Origin of the sequence: Halomonas gemina (assembly GCF_023554995.1) — a bacterium.
In the GTDB taxonomy this organism is placed as follows: domain Bacteria; phylum Pseudomonadota; class Gammaproteobacteria; order Pseudomonadales; family Halomonadaceae; genus Halomonas; species Halomonas gemina.
On sequence record NZ_JAMJPK010000003.1, the window covers coordinates 177406 to 201079 of the forward strand.

Annotated in this window: 21 protein-coding genes; 1 reads left to right on the forward strand and 20 read right to left on the reverse strand. The window is 69.7% G+C overall.

Features of this window, described 5'->3' with window-relative positions; genetic code table 11:
- Positions 1-30: 30 nt before the first annotated feature.
- From M8009_RS07500 to yrfG, 6 genes are all read right to left on the reverse strand, one after another.
- Entirely contained in the window at positions 31-2400 is a 2370-nt protein-coding gene (locus tag M8009_RS07500; protein ID WP_250060204.1) for a Tex family protein, read from the reverse strand.
- A 56-nt stretch (positions 2401-2456) separates the two neighbouring features.
- Positions 2457-2954 (reverse strand): peptide-methionine (R)-S-oxide reductase MsrB, encoded by a 498-nt coding sequence (gene msrB / locus M8009_RS07505; protein WP_250060205.1) that lies wholly within the window; start codon positions 2952-2954, stop codon positions 2457-2459.
- 139 nt (positions 2955-3093) lie between these two features.
- Positions 3094-4662, reverse strand: coding sequence for a phosphoenolpyruvate carboxykinase (locus tag M8009_RS07510; RefSeq protein WP_250060206.1), 1569 nt, complete (start codon positions 4660-4662; stop codon positions 3094-3096).
- 269 nt (positions 4663-4931) lie between these two features.
- The gene (gene hslO / locus M8009_RS07515) at positions 4932-5807 is read right to left on the reverse strand and encodes an Hsp33 family molecular chaperone HslO (RefSeq protein WP_250060207.1); all 876 of its coding nucleotides are present in this window, start codon (positions 5805-5807) and stop codon (positions 4932-4934) included.
- A gap of 12 nt (positions 5808-5819) precedes the next feature.
- Positions 5820-6206, reverse strand: a complete 387-nt coding sequence (locus M8009_RS07520) for an RNA-binding S4 domain-containing protein (RefSeq protein ID WP_250060208.1) — start codon at positions 6204-6206, stop codon at positions 5820-5822.
- Positions 6199-6888 carry a GMP/IMP nucleotidase gene (gene yrfG, locus M8009_RS07525; RefSeq protein WP_250060209.1) on the reverse strand — a complete coding sequence of 230 codons (690 nt, stop codon included), beginning with the start codon at positions 6886-6888 and terminating at the stop codon, positions 6199-6201. The genes M8009_RS07520 and yrfG overlap by 8 nt, the downstream gene beginning before the upstream one ends.
- A 73-nt stretch (positions 6889-6961) precedes the next feature.
- Between yrfG and nudE the strand changes: the two genes are divergently transcribed.
- On the forward strand, positions 6962-7567 hold the full coding sequence (nudE, locus tag M8009_RS07530; protein WP_250060210.1) for an ADP compounds hydrolase NudE: 606 nt from the start codon (positions 6962-6964) through the stop codon (positions 7565-7567).
- A gap of 40 nt (positions 7568-7607) precedes the next feature.
- Here the strand turns inward: nudE and M8009_RS07535 are convergent, their stop codons facing one another.
- From M8009_RS07535 to nrdR, 14 genes are all read right to left on the reverse strand, one after another.
- Positions 7608-8696 carry an oxidoreductase gene (locus tag M8009_RS07535; protein ID WP_250060211.1) on the reverse strand — a complete coding sequence of 363 codons (1089 nt, stop codon included), beginning with the start codon at positions 8694-8696 and terminating at the stop codon, positions 7608-7610.
- 82 nt (positions 8697-8778) lie between these two features.
- Positions 8779-10623, reverse strand: coding sequence for a dihydroxy-acid dehydratase (gene ilvD, locus M8009_RS07540; protein ID WP_250060556.1), 1845 nt, complete (start codon positions 10621-10623; stop codon positions 8779-8781).
- A gap of 117 nt (positions 10624-10740) precedes the next feature.
- Positions 10741-11394 (reverse strand): thiamine ABC transporter ATP-binding protein, encoded by a 654-nt coding sequence (locus M8009_RS07545; protein WP_250060212.1) that lies wholly within the window; start codon positions 11392-11394, stop codon positions 10741-10743.
- The gene (thiP, locus tag M8009_RS07550) at positions 11378-13081 is read right to left on the reverse strand and encodes a thiamine/thiamine pyrophosphate ABC transporter permease (RefSeq protein WP_250060213.1); all 1704 of its coding nucleotides are present in this window, start codon (positions 13079-13081) and stop codon (positions 11378-11380) included. Before thiP ends, M8009_RS07545 begins: the two co-directional genes overlap by 17 nt.
- Complete coding sequence (thiB, locus tag M8009_RS07555; protein WP_250060214.1) at positions 13057-14052, reverse strand: thiamine ABC transporter substrate binding subunit; 996 nt, start codon at positions 14050-14052, stop codon at positions 13057-13059. The genes thiP and thiB overlap by 25 nt, the downstream gene beginning before the upstream one ends.
- Positions 14053-14152: 100 nt before the next feature.
- Positions 14153-16585 (reverse strand): endopeptidase La, encoded by a 2433-nt coding sequence (gene lon, locus M8009_RS07560; RefSeq protein WP_250060215.1) that lies wholly within the window; start codon positions 16583-16585, stop codon positions 14153-14155.
- Between the two features lie 78 nt (positions 16586-16663).
- Positions 16664-17926 carry a DUF945 family protein gene (locus M8009_RS07565; RefSeq protein ID WP_250060216.1) on the reverse strand — a complete coding sequence of 421 codons (1263 nt, stop codon included), beginning with the start codon at positions 17924-17926 and terminating at the stop codon, positions 16664-16666.
- A 78-nt stretch (positions 17927-18004) separates the two neighbouring features.
- Positions 18005-18478 (reverse strand): phosphatidylglycerophosphatase A family protein, encoded by a 474-nt coding sequence (locus M8009_RS07570; RefSeq protein ID WP_250060217.1) that lies wholly within the window; start codon positions 18476-18478, stop codon positions 18005-18007.
- Positions 18475-19434, reverse strand: coding sequence for a thiamine-phosphate kinase (gene thiL, locus M8009_RS07575; protein ID WP_250060218.1), 960 nt, complete (start codon positions 19432-19434; stop codon positions 18475-18477). The genes M8009_RS07570 and thiL overlap by 4 nt, the downstream gene beginning before the upstream one ends.
- Positions 19435-19447: 13 nt before the next feature.
- Positions 19448-19951, reverse strand: coding sequence for a transcription antitermination factor NusB (gene nusB, locus M8009_RS07580; RefSeq protein ID WP_250060219.1), 504 nt, complete (start codon positions 19949-19951; stop codon positions 19448-19450).
- Positions 19948-20448: a 6,7-dimethyl-8-ribityllumazine synthase gene (gene ribH / locus M8009_RS07585; protein ID WP_250060220.1), complete on the reverse strand. Its 501-nt coding sequence runs from the start codon at positions 20446-20448 to the stop codon at positions 19948-19950. Before ribH ends, nusB begins: the two co-directional genes overlap by 4 nt.
- A gap of 84 nt (positions 20449-20532) precedes the next feature.
- Complete coding sequence (gene ribBA / locus M8009_RS07590; protein ID WP_250060221.1) at positions 20533-21696, reverse strand: bifunctional 3,4-dihydroxy-2-butanone-4-phosphate synthase/GTP cyclohydrolase II; 1164 nt, start codon at positions 21694-21696, stop codon at positions 20533-20535.
- Between the two features lie 217 nt (positions 21697-21913).
- A complete protein-coding gene (gene ribD / locus M8009_RS07595) occupies positions 21914-23062 on the reverse strand; it encodes a bifunctional diaminohydroxyphosphoribosylaminopyrimidine deaminase/5-amino-6-(5-phosphoribosylamino)uracil reductase RibD (RefSeq protein ID WP_250060222.1) in 1149 nt (382 codons plus the stop codon).
- Positions 23062-23547, reverse strand: a complete 486-nt coding sequence (gene nrdR / locus M8009_RS07600; RefSeq protein ID WP_250060223.1) for a transcriptional regulator NrdR — start codon at positions 23545-23547, stop codon at positions 23062-23064. The genes ribD and nrdR overlap by 1 nt, the downstream gene beginning before the upstream one ends.
- Positions 23548-23674: the final 127 nt, after the last annotated feature.

Below are 23674 nucleotides of genomic sequence, written 5' to 3' on the forward strand. Positions count from 1 at the left end.
ATTATGGTGCCGCCAGGCGGCGCTTCAAGGTCAGCGGCCCTTCTTTGCCTGGAGCAGGGCCGCCCCCAGGGCGCCCATCTGGCCGGCCGGCTCGGGTGGCTTGCCGCCGCGGCCAGCCTTGCCGGGCCCGCGGCCCCGGGCATTGCCGCTCCCGCGGTGCGGCGTCCCGCCGCCCTTGTCGCCAGCCTGGTCGTCCGGCTGGTCATCGAGGCGCATGGTCAGGCCGATGCGCGAGCGCGGAAGGTCCACGCTCATCACCTTGACCCGCACGATGTCGCCGGCCTTGACCACCGTGCGCGGGTCCTCGATGAACTTCTCGGAGAGCGCCGAGATGTGCACCAGGCCATCCTGGTGGACGCCGATGTCGACGAAGGCCCCGAAGTGGGTAACGTTGGTCACGCTGCCCTCGAGAATCATGCCCGGCTCGAGGTCCTTGAGGGTCTCGACCCCCTCGCGGAACTCGGCCGCCTTGAACTCGGGGCGCGGGTCACGGCCCGGCTTGTCGAGCTCGGCGAGGATATCGGTGACCGTGGGCACGCCGAAACGCTCGTCGGCGAAGTCGGCAGGCCTGAGGGCCTTGAGAGTGGCGCTGTCACCGATCAGCCCGGCCAGCGGACGCCCGCTGCGCTGGGCGATGCGCTCCACCAGCGGATAGGCCTCGGGGTGCACGGCGCTGGCGTCCAGCGGATTGTCCCCGTTCATGATGCGCAGGAAACCGGCGCACTGCTCGAAGGTCTTGGGCCCGAGCCGGCTGACCTCGAGCAGCGCCCGGCGGCTGGCGAAGGCGCCCTCGGTGTTGCGACGGGCGACGATGTTGTCGGCCAGGGCGGGATTGAGGCCGGCGACCCGCGAGAGCAGCGCGCTCGAGGCCGTATTGAGGTCCACCCCCACGGCGTTGACGCAGTCCTCGATCACCGCCTCCAGGCTCCGCGAGAGCTGCAGCTGGGAGACGTCATGCTGGTACTGGCCCACGCCGATGGACTTGGGCTCGATCTTGACCAGCTCGGCCAGCGGATCCTGCAGCCGGCGGGCGATGGAGACCGCGCCGCGGATGGTGACATCGAGGTCGGGCAGCTCCCGGGAGGCGTACTCCGAGGCGGAGTAGACCGAGGCGCCGGCCTCGCTGACCATCACCTTGGAAAGTGGACGCTTCCCCGCAAACCGTTTCACCAGGTCGCCGGCGAGCTTGTCGGTCTCACGGCTGGCGGTGCCGTTGCCTACCGCGATCAGCGCGACCTCGTGCTTCTCCACCAGCCCGGCCAGCTCGCCGAGCGCGGCGTCCCAGCGCTTCTGCGGGGCATGGGGATAGATGGTGGCATGCTCGAGGAACTGGCCGGTGGCATCCACCACCGCTACCTTGCAGCCGGTGCGCAGGCCCGGGTCGATGGCCAGCGTGGCCTTGTGGCCCGCGGGAGCGGCCAGCAGCAGGTCCTTGAGGTTGGCGGCGAACACCTCGATGGCCTCGAGCTCCGCGCGCTCGCGCAGCCGCCCCATGAGCTCGGTCTCCAGGTGGGTATAGAGCTTGACCCGCCAGGTCCAGCGCACCACCTCGGCCAGCCACTTGTCGGCGGGCCGGCCCTGGTCGCCGCTCCCGTTGAAAATATCGAAGTGCCGGGCGATGGCCACCTGGGCCGGATGGATCGGCGCTTCGTCTTCGCCGGGCAGGCGCAGGGCCAGCGCCAGCACGCCCTCGTTGCGACCACGGAACATGGCCAGGGCACGGTGCGAGGGCACCTTGGCGAGCCGCTCATCGTGCTCGAAGTAGTCGGAGAACTTGGCGCCCTCCTGCTCCTTGCCGGCGATCACCCGGGCGCTGAGTTCGCCCTCGCTCCATAGCCGCTCACGCAGACGGCCCACCAGCTCCGGATCCTCGGCGAAACGCTCCATGAGGATCTGCTTGGCCCCGTCCAGGGCTGCCTTGGCGTCCTCGATGGCGGGGATGTCACCTTCCGCGGGACGAAGATAGCGGGCCGCCTCGGCCTCGGGCGCCAGGCTCGGGTCGGCCAGCAGGGCATCGGCCAGCGGCTCGAGCCCCGCCTCGCGGGCGATCTGCGCCTTGGTGCGCCGCTTCTTCTTGTAGGGCAGGTAGAGGTCTTCGAGGCGCTGCTTGGTCTCTGCGGCGCGGATGCTGGCGGCCAGCGTGTCGGTGAGCTTGCCCTGCTCGTCGATGGCGGCCAGCACCGTCGCACGGCGCTCCTCCAGCTCGCGCAGGTAGGCGAGGCGCTCGTGCAGCTGGCGCAGCTGGATATCATCGAGCCCGCCGGTGACTTCCTTGCGGTAGCGGGCGATGAAGGGCACGGTGGCCCCGCCGTCGAGCAGTTCCACCGTGGCCTTGACCTGCGGCGGGCGTACGGCGAGCTCCTCGGCGAGGCGGCGGATGATCTTGTCGTGTGCGTCCATGAAATCCTTGGCAATCAAACGTCCAGACGATCACGACAAGGTATCACAATCGGGGTTCAGGCGGGGACGAATCGCAGCGCCAGGCCGTTGTTGCACCAGCGCAGGCCGGTGGGCTCGGGGCCATCGTCGAAGACGTGGCCCTGGTGCCCGCCGCAGCGCGCGCAGTGGTATTCGGTGCGCGGGAAGACCAGGAAGTAGTCGACGCTGGTCAGCAGGTGCCCCTCGACGTGTTCGAAGAAGCTCGGCCAGCCGGTCCCGGAGTCGTACTTCATGGCACTGGAGAACAGCAGCAGGTCACAGCCGGCACAGCGGTACTCGCCCTCGCGGGTCTCCTTGTCCAGGGGGCTGGAGAAGGCCGGCTCGGTGCCCTCCTCGCGCAGGATCTCGAACTGCTCGTCGCTGAGGCGTTCACGCCACTCGGCCTCCGAGAGCTCCAGCACCTCGAGCCCCTCGGCGCGCGCCAGGTCGGGCTTGGGCCGCGCCGCGGCCAGTCCCGGCAGCAGGCCGACGAGGCTGCCGGCTCCCAGCACGCCGAGAAAATGCCGTCGTTTCATGGTCTCTCTCCATTGATGAACTGATCCGAGCGCCCTTCCTCACCCTCGCGGTGACGCCATAACGCGACCGGGGGAAGGACTTGCGCCCTTCCCCCGGTCAGACCGTCGATACCCGCGACGGTTCGCCTTGCTGTCAGCCTCAGGTCAGGCTGGGGCCCGCCTTGACGATCGCCTCGTTGACGCCCTCGAACTTCTTGAAGTTGTCGACGAACTTGGCGGCCAGTTCCTGGCGCTTGCGGTCGTAGGCGGTCTTGTCCTCCCAGGTCTCGCGGGGGTCGAGCAGGCGGGAGTCGACGCCCGGCACGGCGGTAGGCACGGCCAGGTTCAGGCCCTCGACATGGCGCGTCTCGACGTCGCGCAGCACGCCGGACTGGATGGCGCTGATGATGGCGCGAGTTGTGGGGATCGAGAAGCGCGCGCCACCCTCGCCGTAGGCGCCACCGGTCCAGCCGGTGTTGACCAGGTAGACCTGGGCATCCTTCTCGGCCACGCGCTTGATCAGCAGGTCGGCGTATTCCCGGGCCGGACGCGGGAAGAAGGGAGCGCCGAAGCAGGTGGAGAAGGTCGCCTCGAGGCCGGCGGAGGAGCCCACCTCGGTGGAGCCTACCTTGGCCGTGTAGCCGGAGAGGAAGTGGTAGGCGGCGGCTTCCTTGGAGAGCACAGCGACCGGGGGCAGCACGCCGGACATGTCGCAGGTCAGGAAGACGATGGCATTGGGCTCGCCGGCGCGGTTCTCGGGCACGCGCTTCTCGACGTGTTCCAGCGGATAGGCGGCACGCGAGTTCTGGGTCAGGCTGTCGTCGGCATAGTCCGGCTCCCGGCGGTCGTCGAGGACCACGTTCTCCAGCACGGTGCCGAACTTGATGGCCTGCCAGATGATCGGCTCGTTCTTCTCGGAGAGGTCGATGCACTTGGCGTAGCAGCCGCCCTCGATGTTGAAGACGGTGCCGGGCCCCCAGCCGTGCTCGTCGTCACCGATCAGGTAGCGGGCCGGGTCGGCGGAGAGGGTGGTCTTGCCGGTGCCGGAGAGGCCGAAGAACAGCGTGGTCTCGCCATCCTCGCCGACGTTGGCAGAGCAGTGCATGGGCAGCACGTCGGCGGCCGGCAGCAGGAAGTTCTGCACCGAGAACATCGCCTTCTTCATCTCGCCGGCATAGCGCATGCCGGCGATCAGCACCTTCTTCTGGGCGAAGTTGAGGATCACGCAGCCGTCGGCGTTGGTGCCGTCGCGAGCCGGGTCGCACTCGAAGAAGGGGGCGTTGAGGACGGTCCACTCGTCCTTCACGGACGGGTTGTAGGCCTCGGGACGCACGAACATGGTGCGGCCGAAGAGGCCATGCCAGGCGGTCTCGGTGGTGACGCGCACCGGCAGGTAGTGCTCCGGGTCACTGCCCACGTGGAGTTCGGACACATAGTGCTCGCCGCCGGCCAGGTAGGCATCGACGCGGGCCCAGAGGGCATCGAACTTCTCGGCGTCGAACGGCTGGTTGACGCTGCCCCAGTCGATCTGGCCGCTGCTGCTCGGCTCGTCGACGATGAAGCGATCCTTGGGCGAACGGCCGGTGCGCACGCCGGTGTTCACCACCAGGGCGCCGTTGGCGGCCAGGCGCCCTTCCCCGTTGGCCACTGCCCGCTCGATCAGCTCGGCGCTGCAGAGGTTGACGTGGGAAATGGCGGTTTGCTGCGGGGCGGCTTGAGTCGTGGTCATGTCGTGTCCTGGGCCTTGCGGCCGCTTCTCTCTCGTGTGCCGGGCGTCGGTGACGCAACGTGGGTCATGCCATGATCGCCGTGCGCGGGTCATTGCCGTCTTGTGCTGGGCGATCGACCGGAAAAAACGGCGCCATTATGGCAAAAACCCGGCCGCCGGGAAACGCCGTTCTTGGGCGAAGTTCATGTAGTTTTACTACTACATCGGCGCCGTTCACTACAGCTCACTTGAACACACATGCTGCTATGCAGCACCGAAGTATGACGTCCTTAATGCAGAGTCGGGGGAGTTCCCTCGGGGTCGTCGAGCATCGCCTCGACCTCGGACATCGTGAAGTGGTAGCGGGTATGACAGAAGTGGCACTGGGTGTCGATGCTGCCCTGCTCGGCCAGCACCTCGCGCAGCTCCTGAGCGCCGAGGGTCATCAAGGCGGAGGCGATGCGCTCGCGCGAGCAGGTGCAGCCGAAGCGCAGCGCCTTGGGATCGAAGACCCGCACGGTCTCCTCATGGTAGAGCCGGCGCAGCACCTCGAGCGGCTCGAGGCCGAGCAGCTCCTCGTCCTTGACGGTGTCGGCCAGCTGCACGGTGCGCTCCCAGGCGTCGGCGTCCTGGTTCTGCGACTCGTCGGGCAGGCGCTGCAGCAGCAGGCCACCGGCACGCTGCCCTTCCGCGGCCAGCCACAGCCGCGTCGGCAGCTGCTCGGACTGGGCGAAGTAGGCGGCGAGGCAGCCGGCCAGGCTGTCGTGCTCGAGGGCCACGATGCCCTGATAGCGGTGGCCATCGGTGGGGTCCAGGGTGATCGTGATCTGCCCCTTACCCACCAGTTCGTGGAAGCCGGCCTCCTCGCCGGGAATCGCCGCGTCCTCGGCCAGGCGAGCAATGGCGCGCAGCTCGCCGCCGGGATTGGACTCGGCCATCAGCAGGGCGAGCGCGCCCTGGCCGCGCACCTCGATGCTCAGGGTGCCGTCGAGCTTGACGGTGTCGGTGAGCAGCGCCACCGCGGCGAGCAGCTCGCCGAGCAGGTGGTTCACCGCAGGCGGGTAGTCGTGGCGGTCGAGCACCTCGCCGTAGGCACGCTCGAGGGTGACGATCTCGCCACGCACGTTGGTCTTGTCGAAGAGGAAACGCTGAATCTGGTCGGTCATGAGGCTCTCTGTCTAGTCATCCTGCTGGCGCTGGAAGCGCTGGATCTCCCGACGCTGCTTCTTGTCGGGGCGCTTGAGCGGGTGCTGCATGACCTGGTTGGTGAGGCGACGGGCCTCGGCCTCGCGCTCGCGGCGCACGACGCTCCCCTCGGTCTCGCGGTAGAGCGTGCGGGCCTCGGGGGCGCCGCGGCGCTGGTCGGAGAGCGCCAGCACCTCCACCTCCAGGATGTCCCAGCCCTGGGGGACACGGATCAGGGCGCCGACCTCGACGGCCTTGCTGGTCTTGGCCCGCCCACCCTCGTAGTGGACCTTGCCGCCCTCGATGGCCTTCTTGGCCAGGGCCCGGGTCTTGAAGAAACGCGCCGCCCACAGCCACTTGTCGAGCCTGACGCTATCCATGGACACCTCCCTCGCCCGCCGCAGGCGGGAGGCTGTCGGGCAGGATGCTGGCGAAGCGGTCCAGGGCGATGAACTCCTCGAGCTCCTTCTCCGGCCGGCGGCTGTTGGGCTGCTTGATGCCCAGCAGATGGCGGATGCCGAACTCCCGGGCACTCTCCAGCACCGAGGGGTTGTCATCGATGAACAGGGTACGCTGCGGGTCGAAGGGCTCGACCTCCTGCAGGGCAAACCAGAAGGCCTGCTCCTCCTTGGGGACACCGAGGTCCGCCGAGGAGACGATGGCATCCAGGTACGCCTCCAGGCCGGTCAGCGGCAGCTTGAGCTCCAGGCTCGCCCGGTCGGCATTGGTGGCCAGCACCACCCGGGGATGGGCCGCCTTCAGCCAGCGGAGGAAGTCCAGGGCGTCGCTGCGCAGGCCGATCAGGTGCTGCACCTCACGCTTGAGCGCCACCACGTCGACCCCCAGCTCGCGACTCCAGTAGGCCAGGCTGTACCAGTTGAGGGTGCCCTGCTCGCGGATGATCCGTGCGCGCACCTCCTCCTGGGTCGCCTCGTCGAGGCGATGCAGTTCCACGTAGCGCCGCGGCAGGTGCTCGAGCCAGAAGTGGCTGTCGAAATGCAGGTCCAGCAGGGTGCCGTCCATGTCCAGCAGGACGGTGTCGATGGCGCGCCAGTCGATCATCGCTACTCCGGGAGTGAGTCGGGGGCCGTTGGGACGTAGTATTGTAGCGAATCGCCAACAAGGAATCCCACCCATGTCCGACCCCCACGACGCCTCCCGGCCCTGGCCCGTCAAGCCGCACATCCTCGACCGGCGCAGCGTGGCAAAAAGCCGCCTCTTCCACGTCGAGGAGCTGGACCTGCGCTTCTCCAACGGCGCCGAGCGCACCTTCGAGCGGCTCACCGGCACCGGCCAGGGCATCGGCGCGGTGATGATCGTGGCCATGCCCGACCCCGAACATGTGCTGCTCATCCGCGAGTATGCCGCCGGCTTCGAGGACTACGTGCTGACCCTGCCCAAGGGGCTCGTGGACCCGGGCGAGGACATCGTCACCGCGGCCAATCGCGAGCTGATGGAGGAGTGCGGCTTCGGCGCCAACCGCATCGAGCCCCTGGTGGAGCTGTCGCTGGCCCCCAACTACATGCGCCACCGCATGCAGGTACTGCTCGCCAGCGACCTCTACCCGAGGCGCCTACCCGGTGACGAGCCGGAGCCGCTGATCGTCGAGACCCACGCCATCGACGAGCTCTCGGCCCTGCTGGCCCGGGAGGACTTCCACGAGGCCCGCGCGATCGCCGCGCTGTTCATCGCCCGGGACAAGCTGCGCAGCGAGGCGCCCGTCGATGCCGGGCTCTGGTGAGCCCGGCAACCAAGGCGACCGGCAGCGATGCCAATACCCGCTACCGCGAGTGCAGTCGGCGCATCGCGCTCTTGCCGTCCTTGAGCTTCACCCAGCGGCCCTGGCGGTAGCTGTCGAGCCCGGTCTCCAGCAGGGTCATCACCTCCAGCGCCGAGTCGCTGGTCACCGGCGGCGGTGCGCCTCTGAGCAGAGACTCGGCGATGCCACTATAGAAGGCGCAGTAGTCTCCCGGCACGACCGGCGCCTCGCGGCTCGCCAGGGGCGTCGACTCGCCCTCTCCCTCGTCGAGGGTCAGGGTGCCGGGCGCGGCATCCACGCCCCAGCCCGGTGACGGGGTCTGCCCCGCCTTGAGCCAGGCCTCCTGGGGGTCGAGCCCGTACTTGACGAAGCTGCCCCGGGTGCCGTGGACCCGGAAGCGCGGGGTCGGCTCGGCCACCAGGGAACTGGCCTGCAGGCTCACCCGCAGGCGGTCGTACTCCAGCAGCGCCAGGAAATCGTCGTCCACCTCGGCCCCATCGCGCGACGTGGCGAGCTCCAGCAGGATCGCCTTGGGCATGCCGAAGAGCTGCCGGGCCTGGTCGAGCAGGTGCGGGCCGAGGTCGTACCAGATGCCACCGCCCGGCCTGTGGTGGTCGCGCCAGCGGTCGGTGACCCGGGGGCGGAAGCGGTCGAAGCGCGACTCCAGCGCCACCACCCGCCCCAGGGCCCCTTCGTCGAGCAGCGACTTGAGGGTCAGGAAGTCGCTGTCCCAGCGACGGTTGTGGAAGACGCTCAGCAGGCGCTCGGCGCCATCGGCCTGGGCCTTGAGCTGGCGGGCCTCGGAGGCGCTGACGCTGAAGGGCTTGTCGATCACTACATGCTTGCCGGCCGTCAGCGCCGCCTTGGCCAGCGGGAAGTGGGTGTCGTTGGGGGTGGCGATCACCACCAGGTCGATGTCGCGTCGTGCGAACAGCTGTGCCGCCTTGGGCAGCACCTGGATCTCGGGGTGGTCGGCCTGGACCCGCTCGGCATTGCCGCTGACCACGGCAGTCAGCTCCAGGCCGAGGGCAGCCTGGATCAGCGGGGCGTGGAAGGTGCGCCCGGCCATGCCGTAGCCGACCAGGCCGACGTTGAGGGTCTGTGTCTTCATCGTGCGGGCTTCCCTGCAGGGGTCATGGGGCCCGGCCTTCGGTCAAGGCTCGTGTGGCCTGGCGTCCGGCCGGGTCTCGGGCTCAGTCGAGCCGGGTCAGGTCGCGCACCGCGCCCTTGTCGGCGGAGGTCGCCAGCAGCGCATAGGCCTTGAGCGCCGCCGAGACCTTGCGGTCGCGCGTGATGCTCGGCTTCCAGGCCTGGGCGCCCTTCGCCTCCTGGGCCTCGCGACGGCGGGCGAGCTCCTCGTCGGGGAGCTTCACGTCGATGCGCCGACCGGGGATGTCGATGCGGATGATATCGCCACTCTCCACCAGGCCGATGGCGCCCCCGGCGGCGGCCTCCGGCGAGGCGTGGCCGATGGAGAGTCCCGAGGTGCCGCCGGAGAAGCGCCCGTCGGTGAGCAGCGCGCAGGCCTTGCCCAGCCCCTTGGACTTGAGGTAGCTGGTCGGGTAGAGCATCTCCTGCATGCCGGGGCCGCCCTTGGGGCCCTCGTAGCGGATGACCACGACCTCGCCCTCCTTCACCTGGCCACCGAGGATATGCTCCAACGCCTGGTCCTGGGACTCGACCACGTGGGCCGGGCCCTCGAAGACCAGGATCGCGTCGTCGACGCCGGCGGTCTTCACCACGCAGCCGTCCTCGGCGATGTTGCCCTTGAGCACCGCGAGGCCACCCTCTCTCGAGAAGGCGTGCGCAAGATCGCGGATGCAGCCGCCGGCACGGTCGCCGTCGAGGCTCGGCCAGCGGGCGGCCTGGGAGAAGGCCTCCTGGGTGGGGATGCCGCCGGGACCGGCCTTGTAGAACTCCACCACCTCGGGGCTCGGCGAGCGCATGATGTCCCAGGCGTCCAGGGCGTCCTTGAGAGTATCGCCGTAGACGGTGGGCACCCGGGTATCCAGCACCCCGGCGCGGTCCAGCTCGCCGAGAATGGCCATGATGCCGCCGGCGCGGTGGCAGTCCTCGATATGGTACTGCTGGGTGTTGGGCGCCAGCTTGCACAGCTGCGGCACCTCCCGGGAGAGCCGGTCGATGTCGGCCATGGTGAACTCCACCTCGCCCTCCTGAGCGGCGGCCAGCAGGTGCAGGATGGTGTTGGTGGAGCCGCCCATGGCGATGTCCAGGGTCATGGCGTTCCTGAACGCCGCCTTCGAGCCGATGGCCCGCGGCAGCAGGTGCGCCTCGTTGCCCACGTAGACGCGCTTGGCCAGTTCGACGATGCGGCTACCCGCCTCCTCGAAGAGCCGGCGGCGGTCGGCGTGGGTGGCCAGCACCGTGCCGTTGCCCGGCAGCGCCAGGCCCAGGGCCTCCATCAGGCAGTTCATGGAGTTGGCGGTGAACATGCCCGAGCAGCTGCCGCAGGTCGGGCAGGCGCTGCGCTCGATCTCCTCGATCTCCGCGTCGCTGTACTGGTCGTCGGCGGCGGAGATCATCGCATCGATCAGGTCGATATTGTGGTCCAGGAGCTTGGTCTTGCCGGCCTCCATGGGGCCGCCGGAGACGAAGATCACCGGGATGTTCAGGCGCATGGCGGCGTTGAGCATGCCCGGGGTGATCTTGTCGCAGTTGGAGATGCACACCAGGGCGTCGGCGCAGTGGGCGTTGACCATGTACTCGACGCTGTCGGCGATGAGGTCGCGACTCGGCAACGAGTAGAGCATGCCGTCGTGGCCCATGGCGATGCCGTCGTCCACGGCGATGGTGTTGAACTCCTTGGCCACCCCGCCGGCCTTCTCGATCTCGCGCGCCACCAGCTGGCCCATGTCCTTGAGGTGCACGTGGCCCGGCACGAACTGGGTAAAGGAGTTCGCCACCGCGATGATCGGCTTGTGGAAATCGTCGTCCTTCATGCCGGTGGCGCGCCACAGGGCGCGGGCACCGGCCATGTTGCGGCCGGCGGTGGTGGTGCGGGAGCGATACTCGGGCATGGTGTCCTCTTCGTCATGCATGCCGCCCCTCGCCTCCTCGAGCGCTGGAGGAGCCTGGGGCGGTTCTGGTGTCATTGGCGCCGATTCTGTCACGCGGCCGGCCGTCAGGCCAGTCGCTCAGTCGACGGGCCACAGCCGGCCGCCCTCCAGCCGACAGCGCCGGTCGGCCAGTGCCTCGATGTCGTCGCGGTCGTGGCTGACCAGCACCACCGCCGCCCCCGCGGCCTTCTGGCGACGCACCAGAGCCCAGAGCCCGTCGCGGGTGGTCTCGTCCAGGCCGGAGAAGGGCTCGTCGAGCAGCAGGACACGCGAGCCCCGCAACAGCGCCCGCAGCAGCGCCACGCGCTGTCGCTGGCCGCCGGAGAGCTCCCCGGGCAGGCGGTCCTGCAATCCCTCGAGCCCCACCTCGGCCAGCCCCTCGCGGATCCGGACGCGCTGTTCGCGGGTGAGTTTCATGTCCGGCGCCAGCCCCAGCCCCACGTTGAGCCAGACCGGCAGCTGGTCGAAGAGGTTGTGCTCCTGGAAGACGGTGGTGATACCGCGCTCCCAGGGCGGCAGCGCCAGCAGGTCCTGCCCCTGCCAGGCGAGCGTGCCGCCAGCCGGCTCGAGGAACCCCGCCAGCAGCCCCAGCAGGGTGCTCTTGCCGGACCCCGAGGGCCCCTCCACCGACAGGCACTCCCCCGGAGCGAGCCGGAAGCTGAAGTGGAAGTCCGGCGTCTCCCCGGGATCATGGCGGTCGTAGTGGAAGCTCAGGTCACGACACTCGAGCATGGGGCTCCTCGCGGGCGTAGCGGGTCCAGGGATAGCGGGGCGGGCGACGGGTCAGCCACCCCAGCAGCACAAACACCAGCACCACCAGCGCCAGCAGCAACAGCGCCGTGGCGGCGGCGCCCTGCCAGCGATAGCCACCCAGCTGCTGGTAGAGCAGCATCGGCAAGGTCGGGGCCGAGGGACTGCCGAACAGGGCGATGACGCTGAAGTCCCCCAGCGACAGGGTCATGGCGTAGGCCAGCGCCAGGGCCAGGGGACGGCGCAGCCGCGGCCAGACCAGCCAGCGCAGCCGGGCCCGTCCGCGGATGCCGAACTGGTCGGCCAGGCGCTCCTCGGGCGCCGAGAGCCCCGGCAGCGCCCCGCGCACCACCTGCATGGCGAAGGGCAGCGCCATGAAGGCATTGACCAGCACCACCAGGGCGTAGCCCTGCCAGCCGCTGCCCAGGGTCGGGCGCAGCAGCAGGAAGAGCCCGGTTCCCAGCACCAGGGAGGGAATCACCAGGATCAGCTGACCGCCCCCCTCCATCAGCAGCGCCGCCCAGGCATGTCGCCGGGCCTGCAGCCAGCGGCTGCCCACCAGCAGGGCCATGGCCAGCGACAGCGCCCCGACCCCCGCGCCCAGGGCCATCACCAGGCTGCGCGCCGCCGCCGGCCAGAGGCTCGCGCTGCGCGGCAGCTCGGGCAGCCCGCTGAGCCCTGCCAGCACCACCGCGAGCAGCGGCGGCAGCAGCAGCGCCGCCAGGGCGGTAAGCCAGGCGGCATCGGTGAGCCGCGAGGCGCCGACGGCGTCGCGCCGGTGCCAGCGCCCGCCGGCCGGCAGGGCGGCGCTGCCGACCACCAGCGAGGGTGCCCCGCCCCGAGAGAGGGCCAGCAGCCACAGCGACAGGCAGATGACCAGCTGGGTCAGCGCCAGCAGGGCCGCCAGTGCCAGGTCATGGTCGAACTTCAGCGCCTGGTAGAGCGCCACCTCCAGGGTCGAGGAGCGCGGTCCACCGCCCAGGGTCATGACGATGGCGAAGCTGGTAAAGCAGAGGGTGAAGACCAGCGCCGCCAGGCGCGGCAGCAGCGGTTTGAGCCGCGGCCACTCCAGGGTGCGCCAGAGCGTCGCCCGCGTCAGCCCCAGTTGGGAGGCCAGCCGCCAGTACGCCGCGGGGGCCGTCTCCAGGGCCTGAAGCATCAGCCGGGCCGAGAGCGGCAGGTTGTAGAAGACATGGGCCAGCACGATGCCGGAGAGGCCGTAGAGGTAGCCCGAGTCCGCACCGACCAGCCACTCCCAGAACGGCGCCGCCCAGCCGCGGCGACCGTGCACCGCCACCAGGCCGAAGAGCCCGATCAGCGTCGGCAGCACCAGCGAGAGCTCCATGGCCCGCAGCAGCAGGGCGCGCCCCGGGAAGCGCGGGCGCCGCGCCAGGGCCAGCGCCACCGGCACGGCGAGCCCCACCGCCAGCAGGGTCGAGAGGGTCGCCTGCCAGAGCGTGAAGCGCAGCACGGCGGCCAGCCACGGCTCCTGCCAGAGCATGGCCGGATGCAAGGCCCGGGCCTGCCACAGCAGCGCCCCGAGGCTGCCGAGCCCCAGCCCCGCCACCGCCGTCAGGGCGGCGAGGCCGAGCCCCGGCGGCCAGCGCGACAGCGTGGCCCAGCGCGACGGAGTCGACACCTCGCTCAACGTACGCTGGCGTTGAGCCACTCGCGGATCCAGGCGCGGCGGTTGTTGCGCACCTCCTCCGGCGTGAAGGTCAGGCTCTGCGGCTGGATCAGCCGCTCGAACACCGCGGGCAGCTCATCGCCGAGGTCGATGGCCGGGTTCATCACGTTGCCCAGCGGGATATGGCGCTGGAAGTCCGGCGTCAGCATGAAGGCCAGGAAGTCGCGGGCCAGCGCCGGCTCGTCGGTGGCGCGTAGCATGGCCGCGGTCTCCACCTGCAGGTAGTGGCCCTCCTCGAACTCGGCGGCCTGGTAGCGGTCGGTCTCCTCCACCGCCATATGGTAGGCCGGCGAGGTGGCATAGGAGAGCACCATGGGCGCCTCGCCGTTCATGAACAGCGAGAAGTAGGCCTGGCTCCAGCCGTTGGTGACGGTCAGCACCCGCTCGTTGAGCTTCCTCCAGACGGCCGGGGCCTCCTCGCCGTAGACGTGCTTGATCCACAGCAGCAGGCCCTGGCCGGTGACGCTGGTGCGCGGGTCCTGAAGGATCAGCTGGACGTCGTCCGGGGCCTCGAGAAGTTCGCGGAAGCTGCCCGGCGGCTCACTGAGCTGCTCGGTGTCGTAGACGAAGGCGAAATGGCCCCAGTCATAGGGCAGGAAGGTGTCATCGGACCAGTCGATGGGCAGCGCCAGCGGTGCGGTATCGACCCGATGGGGCGCCAGCAGGTCGAGCTCGCGGGCCTCGGCCATCAGGTTCATGTCCAGGCCCAGCACCAGGTCCGCCGCGGTGCCCTGCCCCTCCAGGCGAAGCCGCTGGAGGATGTCGACGCCACCGTCCAGCGCCACGAAACGCAGGTCGCAGTCGCCGCAACGCTCCTCGAAGGCGGCCTCGATGCCGGGTCCCGGCCCCCATTCGGAGACGAAGGAGTCGTAGGTGTAGACGGTAAGCTGGCGCTCGGCGGCGGCGCTGCCCGCCGCCGCCAGGGTCAGGATCAAGGCTGCCAGTCTTTTCATGGGAGGTCCCCTTGTCATGGATAACCCCGGAAGGGGTTCGGCACCGATCCGGGGTTGTCTTTCAGCTTACCGCTTATGGCTTACGGCTTACGACGCCGGCTCAGCCGAACACCACCCTGGCCACGTCACGGTAGCGGCCGGCAAAGTGCACCGTCATGCCCTCCCTGAGGTAGTCGGGCAGCTCGTCGTAGTCGCGCCGGTTGGCCTCGGGCAGGATCAGCTCGAAGATCTCGCTGCGCCGGGCGGCGATCACCTTCTCGCGAATGCCGCCCACCGGCAGCACCTGACCGGTCAGGGTCAGCTCGCCGGTCATCGCCAGCGGTCGGTCGATGGCCCGGTGCCGGGCCAGCGACAGCAGCGCGGTGGCCATGGTCACCCCGGCGGAGGGGCCATCCTTGGGCGTGGCCCCTTCCGGCACGTGCAGGTGGACGAAGGCCGAATCGAAGAAGTCCGCATCGGCGCCGTACTCGCTCAGATGGCCGAGCACGTAGCTGTAGGCGATGTTGGCCGATTCCTTCATGACGTCGCCGAGCTGGCCGGTGAGCTTGAAGCCGCGGTCCAGGGCGTGCACCTTGCCGGCCTCGACGGAGAGCGTGGCGCCGCCCATGGCGGTCCAGGCCAGGCCGGTGACCACCCCCTCGCCCTTCATCACCTGCTCCTTGCGGAAGATCGGCGGCCCCAGGTACTCCTCGAGGTTGTTCACCGAGACCCGTACCGACTGCTGGTCGTTCTCCAGCAGCTTCACCGCCGCCTTGCGCACGATGCGGTGCAGCTGCTTCTCGAGTTGGCGCACCCCGGCCTCGCGGGCGTAGCCCTCGATCACCTGGCGCAGCGCCGCCTCGGTGAGGTTGATGCGCTTCTTGGGCATGCGGTCGCGCTTGAGCAGCTTGGGCCACAGATGGTGCTTGGCGATGGCCACCTTCTCCTCGGCGATATAGCCGGAGAGGCGGATCTGCTCCATGCGATCCAGCAGCGCCGGGGGGATCGCATCCAGGGTATTGGCGGTGCACACGAAGAGCACCTTGGAGAGGTCCAGGCGCACGTCGAGGTAGTGGTCGAGGAAGTCGACATTCTGCTCCGGGTCGAGCACCTCGAGCAGCGCCGAGGCCGGGTCGCCCTGGAATGACTGCCCCATCTTGTCGATCTCGTCGAGCATGATCACCGGGTTCTCGACCTCCACCTCCTTGAGGGCCTGGGCGAGCTTGCCGGGCATGGCCCCGATGTAGGTGCGGCGATGCCCCTTGATCTCGGCCTCGTCGCGCATGCCGCCCACCGAGAAGCGGTAGAACTCGCGGCCCAGGGCATCGGCGATGGAGCGCCCCACCGAGGTCTTGCCGACCCCGGGGGGGCCGACCAGCAGCAGGATGGAGCCCCCCACGTCGCCCTTGAAGGTACCCTCGGCGAGGAACTCGACGATGCGCTCCTTGACGTCCTTGAGGCCGTCATGGTCGCGGTCGAGCACCTGGCGCGCATGGGCCAGGTCGAGCTGGTCCTGGCTGCGCACTCCCCAGGGCATGGCGGTGAGCCAGTCCAGATAGTTGCGGGTGGTGCCGTATTCCGGCGAGCCGGTCTCCAGCACCGACAGCTTATCGAGCTCGTCGTCGATGCGCTCCATGACCCGCTCCGGCACCACGCGGCCCTCGAGCCGGGCACGGAAGGTGTCGACATCGTTCTCGCGGTCGTCCTTGGAGATGCCCAGCTCGCGCTGGATCACCTTGAGCTGCTCGCGCAGGAAGAACTCCCGCTGGCGCTCCTGCATCTGGGCATTGACCTGGTCGCTGATCTCGCTCTGCAGCTGGGCGACCTCGATCTCCTTGCGCAGCAGTGGCAGCACCTTCTGCATGCGGGCCATCACCGGCAGGGTCTCCAGCACGTCCTGCAGCTCGGGGCCCTTGGCGGAGGTAATGGCCGCGGCGAAGTCGGTCAGCGGGCCCGGCTCGTGGGGGCTGAAGCGGTTCAGGTAGTGCTTGAGCTCCTCGCCGTAGAGCGGGTTGATCGGCAGCAGCTCCTTGATGCCGTTGATCAGCGCCATGGCATAGGCGCGGGTCTCGTCCTCCTCGACGTCCACCGGCTCGCGGGGATAGCTCACCTCCACCAGGTAGGGCGGCTTGCGGGAGAGCCAGCGCTGGATGCGGAAGCGGCGCACGCCCTGGGCGATGAACTGGATCTGCTGCTCCTCGCCCTGCAGCTTGTGTACCTTCACGGCGGTACCGATCTCGGGAAAGTCCTCGCCGCCGAGCTCCTCGACCCCGGTCTCGCCGACGAAGGCCAGCCCCACGGTGTGGTGCGGCGTGTTGCCGACGCGGCGGATGGTCTCCTCCCAGCGCTCGCGGTTGACCACCAGCGGCTGGACCTGGGCGGGAAAGAAGGGCCGGTTGTGGATCGGCAGCAGGTAGATGCGCTCGGGCAGGGAGTCGCTGGCGGGCACCACCGCGTGGTGGCTCGCCTCGTCCGGCCGCTCGTCGAAGGGGGAATCGTCGCCGTTGGCCTGGATCCAGTCCAGGCCATCCTGCGCTTCGTGATCGTCGCTCATGCATTCCTCGTGCTGGATCGTCGGGATGGGTTCCCGGGGCTGCCCTCAGGAATGCGGGCACCGGCGCCCGACTTCAAGTCACTGCAGTCGCTCGAGGACCGGCGGCAGGGGGCGACCGTTGATCCGCACCCGGCCACGCACCACGTCGATCTCCAGGTCCTGGGTATCCAGCGGCAGGCCAAGCCACAGCGCCACCACCTTGGGCACCTGGTGCCAGATGAGGTCACCGTAGAGCCGCGCCCGCCAGCGGGCCTGCTCGTGGGGCTCATCCAGCGCGACCAGGCTGAGCTCCGCGAACTGGCGAGAATCGAAGAACAGCGCCCCGTCGCCACGCGCGTCCAGCCCCAGCATCGGGCTGTCGAGGGCGATGGCATGAAGGTCCAGCCGTGGCGAATCCTGGAGCATGGCCAGCAGCTGGGGCTCCAGACGTGCGAGAAGGTCGCGGCCTTCCAGGGCGGCATCGCCTCGGGCCGCCTCGTCGCGCAGCATGGCCAGCACGCTGCGCAGGGCATCGGCGTTGATCCGCGACAGCTCAAGGGCGATGCGGCCGGTGAGCAGCACCTGCTCCGCCGTCACCAGCCGGTCCAGGGTCAGCTCGCTCTCGACACGCAGCTCCTGCTCGTCGAGGACCGTGCGGCTGTGCAGGACCAGCTCATGGGCATCCAATTCAAGGTCCGGCTGATGCCAGGCCAGCCGCTCCACCTTGAGCAGGTCCTGCTGGGTGAAGTGGTAGGCACCCTCGGTATAGGCATAGCGGCTCTCCAGGGTGGTCGGCCCCGCCTCCAGGGTGGCCGGGCCATCGCTGAGCCGCCAGGGCGCGAGCCTGGCCTGCAGCCGCCAGTCGCCGTAGACCCCGCCGAAGGTGATCCGTCCACCCTGGAAGTCGAGTTCACGGCCCGCTTGTTCGCCCCCCTTCTGGCTGACGATGAAGGGTGCCAGCGTCAGGTGTCCCTCCAGGGTGGCGCCGAGAGTGCGGTAGCGGGCCTGCCAGGTGGGTGGGGGCGAGGGCAGGGCGTCACCGAACAGGCGCCGGTCGCCGGGCCCGAGATGCAGCCTCAGCTCGCCGTCGATGCGCGTGCTGATCACCCCGTGTCGCGCCACGAAGGGCAGCTCGAGATGCCAGGCCTGGCCGAAGCGGGGCGTCAGGTGGAGGGTACCTCGCGACTCGAGCCAGCCGCGGTCGACATCGCTGCGCTTCACCGCGAGCTCCCCCCGGGCGGCGAGATCATCCAGGGCCCGGGCGAGTTCGCGCTCGAAGAGCACGCCGGAGAGGTACTGGGCGATGCCCCAGAGCAGCGCCAGCCCCACCACCAGCGGGACGATCAGTCGTTCCTTGCGCATCATGGCATTCCTTACCCGCGCCTTGCCCGGACCACCCTTGTTCCGCCGAGACGATGGAGAACGTTCAATGAAGCCGGATCAGTGGAGCCAGAACCACAGGTGCATGGTACTCCATGCATAGACGGCCGCGAGGACATCGTCGATCATGATGCCGAAGCCGCCGGCCACCCGCCGATCCGCCCAGCGAATCGGCCAGGGCTTGAAGACATCGAAGATGCGGAAGACCACGAACCCCCAGAGGGCGGCCTCCCAGGAGAAGGGCACCGCCGCCATGGTCAGCCAGTAGCCGACGAACTCGTCCCAGACGATGCCCGAGTGGTCGTGGACCCCCAGGTCGCGGGAGGTCTTGTCGCACAGCCAGATGCCCCAGAAGAAGGTCACCGCCACCAGGCCCAGGTACCAGCCCAGCGGCAGCTCGGAGATCAGCCAGTAGAAGGGGATCGCGGCCAGGGTACCGAAGGTGCCGGGCGCGAAGGGCACGGTACCACTGCCCAGCCCGAAGGCCAGGAAGTGCACGGGGCGTCGCCAGACGCTGGCGGGAGACTGATTCATGGTACACCCTCTCCCGGGAAGTGCTGCCAGCCTCGCTCGCCGGTAACCGCCACCCCCTGCACGCCGGGCTGGTCGTTGACACGACCGATCACCGTGAGGGGCAGCGCCAGAGCGGCCAGTCGGGCGCGGGCCTCATCGAGGTGTTCGGGGGGCAGGCCGAGCAGCAGTTCGTAGTCGTCACCGCCGTGGAGCCCCGCCTGCCGGGCCCCCTCCTCGCCCAGCGCCGTCACCAGGCCCGCGGCCATGGGCAGCCTGTCGGGCATAAGCTCCGCCCCGACGCCCGAGGCCTCGAGGACATGCCCGAGGTCGGCCAGCAGGCCGTCGGAGATATCGATGGCGGCGCTGGCCAGGCCACGCAGGGCCAGACCCGCCTCGAGGCGCGGCAGCGGATGCAGATAGCGCTTGAGCAGCGGATGGCCGGTATCCCGCTCGCCACGCCGCCACAGGGCCAGCCCCCCGGCCCCGCCTCCCAGCGCACCGGTCACCGCCAGCAGGTCGCCCGGCCGGGCCCCGCGGCGGACCATTGCCTGCCCGGGGGGCACCTCGCCCATCACCGTCACGCCGATGGAAAGCGTCCCGCGGGTCACGTCGCCGCCCACCAGGGCCGTGCCGGTGGTATCGCAGAGGGCATGGAAGCCGCGGGCGAAATCCGCCAGCCAGGCATCGTCATCGGCCGCCGGTAGGGTCAGCGACATCAGGCACCAGCGGGCACGGGCGCCCATGGCGGCGAGATCGCTCAGGCTGACCGCCAGCGCCCGGTGGCCGACCGCCGCGGCCGGGGCATCCTCGGGAAAGTGGATGCCGGCCACCGAGGTATCCACGCTGACCGCCAGCCGCTGCCCGGGGGTGGGGACCAGCAAAGTGCAGTCGTCCCCCACGCCCAGGGTCACGCCGGCCTCCGCCCCGGGCGGGTCGGGCGTGAAGAAGCGGGTGATGAGCTCGAATTCGCTGTGCATCAGGGGCTGGCCTTCAGCGGCGGCGCGCGGTGACCTCGGCGGAACGCAGTCGCCCGGCAAGCTTGTCGAGGATGCCGTTGACGTACTTGTGCCCGTCGGTGGCACCGAAGGACTTGGCCAGCTCGACCCCCTCGTTGATCACTGCGCGATAGGGCACCTCGAGGCGACGGGAGAGCTCGTAGGCACCCAGGCGCAGGATCGCCAGCTCGATGGGATCGAGGTCCTCCAGGCGCCGGTCGAGCAGCGGCGCGATGGCGGCGTCGAGCTCCCGGCGCTGGTCCGCCACGTTGTGCAGCAGCTCGTGGAAGAGCGCCAGGTCGGCGATCTCCATGACCTTGTGCCAGTTCTCGTGGTCCTCGAGATCGTCATCGGCCACCTGGCTGCGGAACTCGGCCTCCACGGCGCTGATCGACTTGCCGGTCATCTGCCACTGGTAGAGGCCCTGCACCGCCAGTTCCCGGGCCGCATGGCGGGACTGCTGGGCCTTCGACGGGGCCCGCGGGCGCTCGCCGCTCATGCCTCACCCCCGTCATCGACATCGTCGCCGAAGCAGCGCAGCAGCGAGACCATCTCCATCGCCGCCATGGCCGCCTCGGCGCCCTTGTTGCCGGCCTTGGTACCGGCACGCTCGATGGCCTGCTCGATGGACTCGACGGTCAGCACGCCGTTGGCCACCGGGGTGTCGAACTCCAGCTGCAGGCTGCCCATGGCGGTGTTGCAGCCACCGGCGACGTATTCGAAGTGCGGGGTGCCACCGCGGATCACCGCGCCCAGGGCGATCACCGCCTCGGGGCGTGCCACCTGCAGCACACGCTTGATGGCCAGCGGCAGTTCCCAGGCGCCGGGCACGTGGACGATATCGATGCCCTGCGGGTCGACGCCATGGCGCACAAGGCTGTCCACGGCGCCCTCCACCAGGCTGTCCACCACATGGTGATTGAAGCGGCCGACCACGATCACGTAGCGGCCATCGACGTCGACGAAGCTGCCTTCGACTTGGGAAATCGGTTGCATGGTTCTGTGTCCTGAGAGGTCCGGGGCTTGAGGGTCCGGAAGGCATGGCCCGGGGGCCATGCCGTGGTGTGAAAGACGGCGGCGCTAGTCGTCGTCCTGCTCGCCGGTCGGCTGTTCGCCGGGTTCGAGACGCTCCACCACCTCGAGGTCGAAGCCGGAGAGGGCCGAAAACTTCCAGGGCGAGCTCAGCAGGCGCATCCTGCCCACCCCCAGGTGGCGCAGGATCTGCGAGCCGGTACCGATGGTCAGGTAGTTGCCCGCGCCGTCGGAGTCGCTGGTACGCGGTGGCCGCCGGCGCTCGAGGAACACCTCGAGCAGGTCATGGAGGTCCTGGCGCGGACGCCCGTCGTCGAGCAGCACGAAGACCCCGTGCTCGGCGCGTGCCACCTCGGCAACCGCCTGCTGGGAGGTCCAGCTCGGCTTGTCACTCTTCTGCAGGGCGAGCAGGTCGCGCATCACGTTGGCCAGGTGCACGCGCACCGTGGTCAGCGCCTCGGGGTGCGGATGGCCCTTGACCAGCGCCAGGTGATGGGCGCCCTGGATGCTGTCACGGAAGACGTGCAGGCTGAGCTCGCCGAAGGCGGTCTGGACCGGCGTCGACTCCACCGGCTGCACGGTCTGCTCGTTATGGATGCGGTAGTGGATCAGGTCGGCGATGGTGCCCATCTTCAGGCCATGCTCGACGGCGAAGCGCTCGAGCTCCGCCCGGCGGGCCATGCTGCCGTCCTCGTTCATGACCTCGCAGATCACGCCGCTGGGATCGAGGCCGGCCAGGGCGGAGAGGTCGCAGGCCGCCTCGGTATGGCCGGCACGACGCAGCACGCCGCCGGGCTCGGCCATCAAGGGGAAGATGTGGCCGGGCTGGACGATGTCGGAGGCATCCGCGTCGCGGGCGACGGCGGCGCGCACGGTGCGCGCCCGGTCGGCGGCGGAGATGCCGGTGGTCACGCCCTCGGCGGCCTCGATGGAGAGGGTGAACTTGGTCCCGAAGCCGGAACCGTTGTCACGCACCATCAGCGGCAGCTGGAGACGCTCGCAGCGCTCGCGGGTCATCGGCAGGCAGATCAGGCCCCTGGCATGGCGTGCCATGAAGTTGATGTGCTCGGCCTCGACCTTCTCGGCGGCCATGATGATGTCGCCTTCGTTCTCGCGATCCTCGTCATCCATCAGGATCACCATCCTGCCCTGACGAATGTCCTCGACCAGTTCTTCGATGGGGGCCAGGCCCCCGGATGAGGAGTGCACCATGGAGTCTCCATTGATTCAGCGTGGTGGCTGTCGCGATCCGACGACGAGCGGGTCGCCATCGGGCGTCGCCACCTCGAAACCGCGTCAGGGTACCGTGGCGCAGCGTCGGGCGCCAGTAAACAGCCACGTCGCCGAGCGCCGAGCGCCGAGCGCCGAGCGCCGAGCGCCGAGCGCCGAGCGCCGAGCGCCGAGCGCCGGCAGGATGATGACGCAGCGTTCAGCTTTCGGCCACCATGCGCCGCCGGGGCCGGGCGGTGATGCGCCAGTCGTTGCCCACGGCGCGGATATCGAGGATCTCCAGGCCCTTCTGCTGGGCCATCAGGGTCAGGCCCGGCAGCTCGAAGAGCGGACGCGCCTCGCCACCGAGCAGGGTCGGCGCCACGAACAGCTGCATCTCGTCGATCAGGCCGGCCTCGAGCATGGCACCGGCCAGCGTCGCCCCGGTCTCGAGCAGCACCTCGTTGGCCTGCTCCGCCTCGGCCAGGTGGTGCAGCAGGGCGTCGAGGTCGACGCGGCCATCGGGGCCCGCGGGCATCGCCACCACCTCGGCACCGGCGGCCTGGAGCCTCTCGCGACGCTCGGGCTCGTGGTCCGCCAGGGTGGCCACCAGGGTGCGGCCGGGTTCGCGCAGGCAGGCCGCGGCCAGGGGCAGGCGCAGCCGGGAGTCGACCACCACGCGCAACGGCTGGCGGGCGGCGAGCGCCTCGCCCCCGGGCAACTCGAGCTGCTCGGGGCGCACGGTGAGCCGGGCGTTGTCGAAGATGATCGACTCGACCCCGGTGAGGATGGCGCTGGAACGGGCGCGCAGGCGCTGCACCTCGCGGCGAGCGTGGGGCCCGGTGATCCACTGGGACTCGCCGGAGCGCATGGCGGTGCGGCCATCTAGGCTCATGGCCATCTTGAGGCGCACGAAGGGACGGCCGTGGGACATGCGCATCACGAAGCCGGGATTGAGCGCCAGCGCCTCCTCCTCGAGCAGGCCCACCGCCACCTCGATACCGGCCTCGCGCAGCCGGGCGATGCCCCGGCCAGCGACCCGCGGATTGGGGTCCTGCATGGCCACCTCCACCCGCGCCACGCCGGCCTCGGCCAGCGCCAGGGCACAGGGGCCGGTGCGCCCCTGGTGGGCGCAGGGCTCCAGGGTCACGTAGGCGGTGGCGCCGCGGGCCTGCTCCCCCGCCGCCGCCAGGGCATGGATCTCGGCATGGGGCTCGCCGGCCCGCTCGTGCCAACCCTCGCCGACCACCCGGCGCTCCTTGACCAGCACGCAGCCCACCCGGGGGTTGGGGTCGGTGGTATAGCACCCGCGGCGCGCCAGCGTCAGGGCGCGTGCCATCCAGGCCTCGGGGAAGGCGTGCTGGGCCATCAGGACGCTCCCGACGGGTCCGAGGGGAAACCGGGCTCCTGGGCCAGGCGATCGATCTCGGCCCGGAACTCGTCGATATCCTGGAAGCTGCGGTAGACCGAGGCGAAACGGATATAGGCCACCTGGTCGAGGCGCTTGAGGGCCTGCATGACCTCCTCGCCGATGTCCCGGGCGTGGATCTCGCGTTCACCCCGGGCGCGCAGGTTCTGGCGAATGCGCTCCACCGCCGCCTCGATGGACTCGGCGCTGACCGGGCGCTTCTCCAGCGCGCGCAGCATGCCGGCGCGCAGCTTGACCTCGTCGAACACCTCCCGCGTGCCATCGGACTTGATCACTCGCGGCATCACCAGCTCGGCGGTCTCGTAGGTGGTGAAGCGCTCGCCACAGGCCGCGCACTGGCGCCGCCGCCGGACCTGGTCGCCATCCGCCACCAGGCGGGAGTCGGTCACGCGCGTGTCGTTGGCGCCACAGAAGGGGCAATGCATAGGGATAACCCGAGGTCGATGGAAAAGCTGTCGCCACATTGTAACGGTTCGCGAGGAGAGCGCCCAGCGACGGGGAAGCCACGCCGCCATGGCACGGGACATGCAAGGGGGTGGCATTCCCAGGCCG

Excerpts from the sequence above, each read along its gene's own strand:
- lon (WP_250060215.1), bottom strand. The coding sequence starts at position 16,585 with ATGAGCGACGATCACGAAGCGCAGGATGGCCTGGACTGGATCCAGGCC.
- M8009_RS07520 (WP_250060208.1), bottom strand. The coding sequence starts at position 6,206 with ATGGATAGCGTCAGGCTCGACAAGTGGCTGTGGGCGGCGCGTTTCTTC.
- nrdR (WP_250060223.1), bottom strand. The coding sequence starts at position 23,547 with ATGCATTGCCCCTTCTGTGGCGCCAACGACACGCGCGTGACCGACTCC.
- nudE (WP_250060210.1), top strand. The coding sequence starts at position 6,962 with ATGTCCGACCCCCACGACGCCTCCCGGCCCTGGCCCGTCAAGCCGCAC.
- M8009_RS07510 (WP_250060206.1), bottom strand. The coding sequence starts at position 4,662 with ATGACCACGACTCAAGCCGCCCCGCAGCAAACCGCCATTTCCCACGTC.
- ribH (WP_250060220.1), bottom strand. The coding sequence starts at position 20,448 with ATGCAACCGATTTCCCAAGTCGAAGGCAGCTTCGTCGACGTCGATGGC.
- msrB (WP_250060205.1), bottom strand. The coding sequence starts at position 2,954 with ATGAAACGACGGCATTTTCTCGGCGTGCTGGGAGCCGGCAGCCTCGTC.
- hslO (WP_250060207.1), bottom strand. The coding sequence starts at position 5,807 with ATGACCGACCAGATTCAGCGTTTCCTCTTCGACAAGACCAACGTGCGT.
- ribBA (WP_250060221.1), bottom strand. The coding sequence starts at position 21,696 with ATGGTGCACTCCTCATCCGGGGGCCTGGCCCCCATCGAAGAACTGGTC.
- yrfG (WP_250060209.1), bottom strand. The coding sequence starts at position 6,888 with ATGATCGACTGGCGCGCCATCGACACCGTCCTGCTGGACATGGACGGC.
- nusB (WP_250060219.1), bottom strand. The coding sequence starts at position 19,951 with ATGAGCGGCGAGCGCCCGCGGGCCCCGTCGAAGGCCCAGCAGTCCCGC.
- M8009_RS07500 (WP_250060204.1), bottom strand. The coding sequence starts at position 2,400 with ATGGACGCACACGACAAGATCATCCGCCGCCTCGCCGAGGAGCTCGCC.
- M8009_RS07535 (WP_250060211.1), bottom strand. The coding sequence starts at position 8,696 with ATGAAGACACAGACCCTCAACGTCGGCCTGGTCGGCTACGGCATGGCC.
- thiL (WP_250060218.1), bottom strand. The coding sequence starts at position 19,434 with ATGCACAGCGAATTCGAGCTCATCACCCGCTTCTTCACGCCCGACCCG.
- M8009_RS07545 (WP_250060212.1), bottom strand. The coding sequence starts at position 11,394 with ATGCTCGAGTGTCGTGACCTGAGCTTCCACTACGACCGCCATGATCCC.
- thiB (WP_250060214.1), bottom strand. The coding sequence starts at position 14,052 with ATGAAAAGACTGGCAGCCTTGATCCTGACCCTGGCGGCGGCGGGCAGC.
- M8009_RS07565 (WP_250060216.1), bottom strand. The coding sequence starts at position 17,926 with ATGCGCAAGGAACGACTGATCGTCCCGCTGGTGGTGGGGCTGGCGCTG.
- M8009_RS07570 (WP_250060217.1), bottom strand. The coding sequence starts at position 18,478 with ATGAATCAGTCTCCCGCCAGCGTCTGGCGACGCCCCGTGCACTTCCTG.
- ilvD (WP_250060556.1), bottom strand. The coding sequence starts at position 10,623 with ATGCCCGAGTATCGCTCCCGCACCACCACCGCCGGCCGCAACATGGCC.
- ribD (WP_250060222.1), bottom strand. The coding sequence starts at position 23,062 with ATGGCCCAGCACGCCTTCCCCGAGGCCTGGATGGCACGCGCCCTGACG.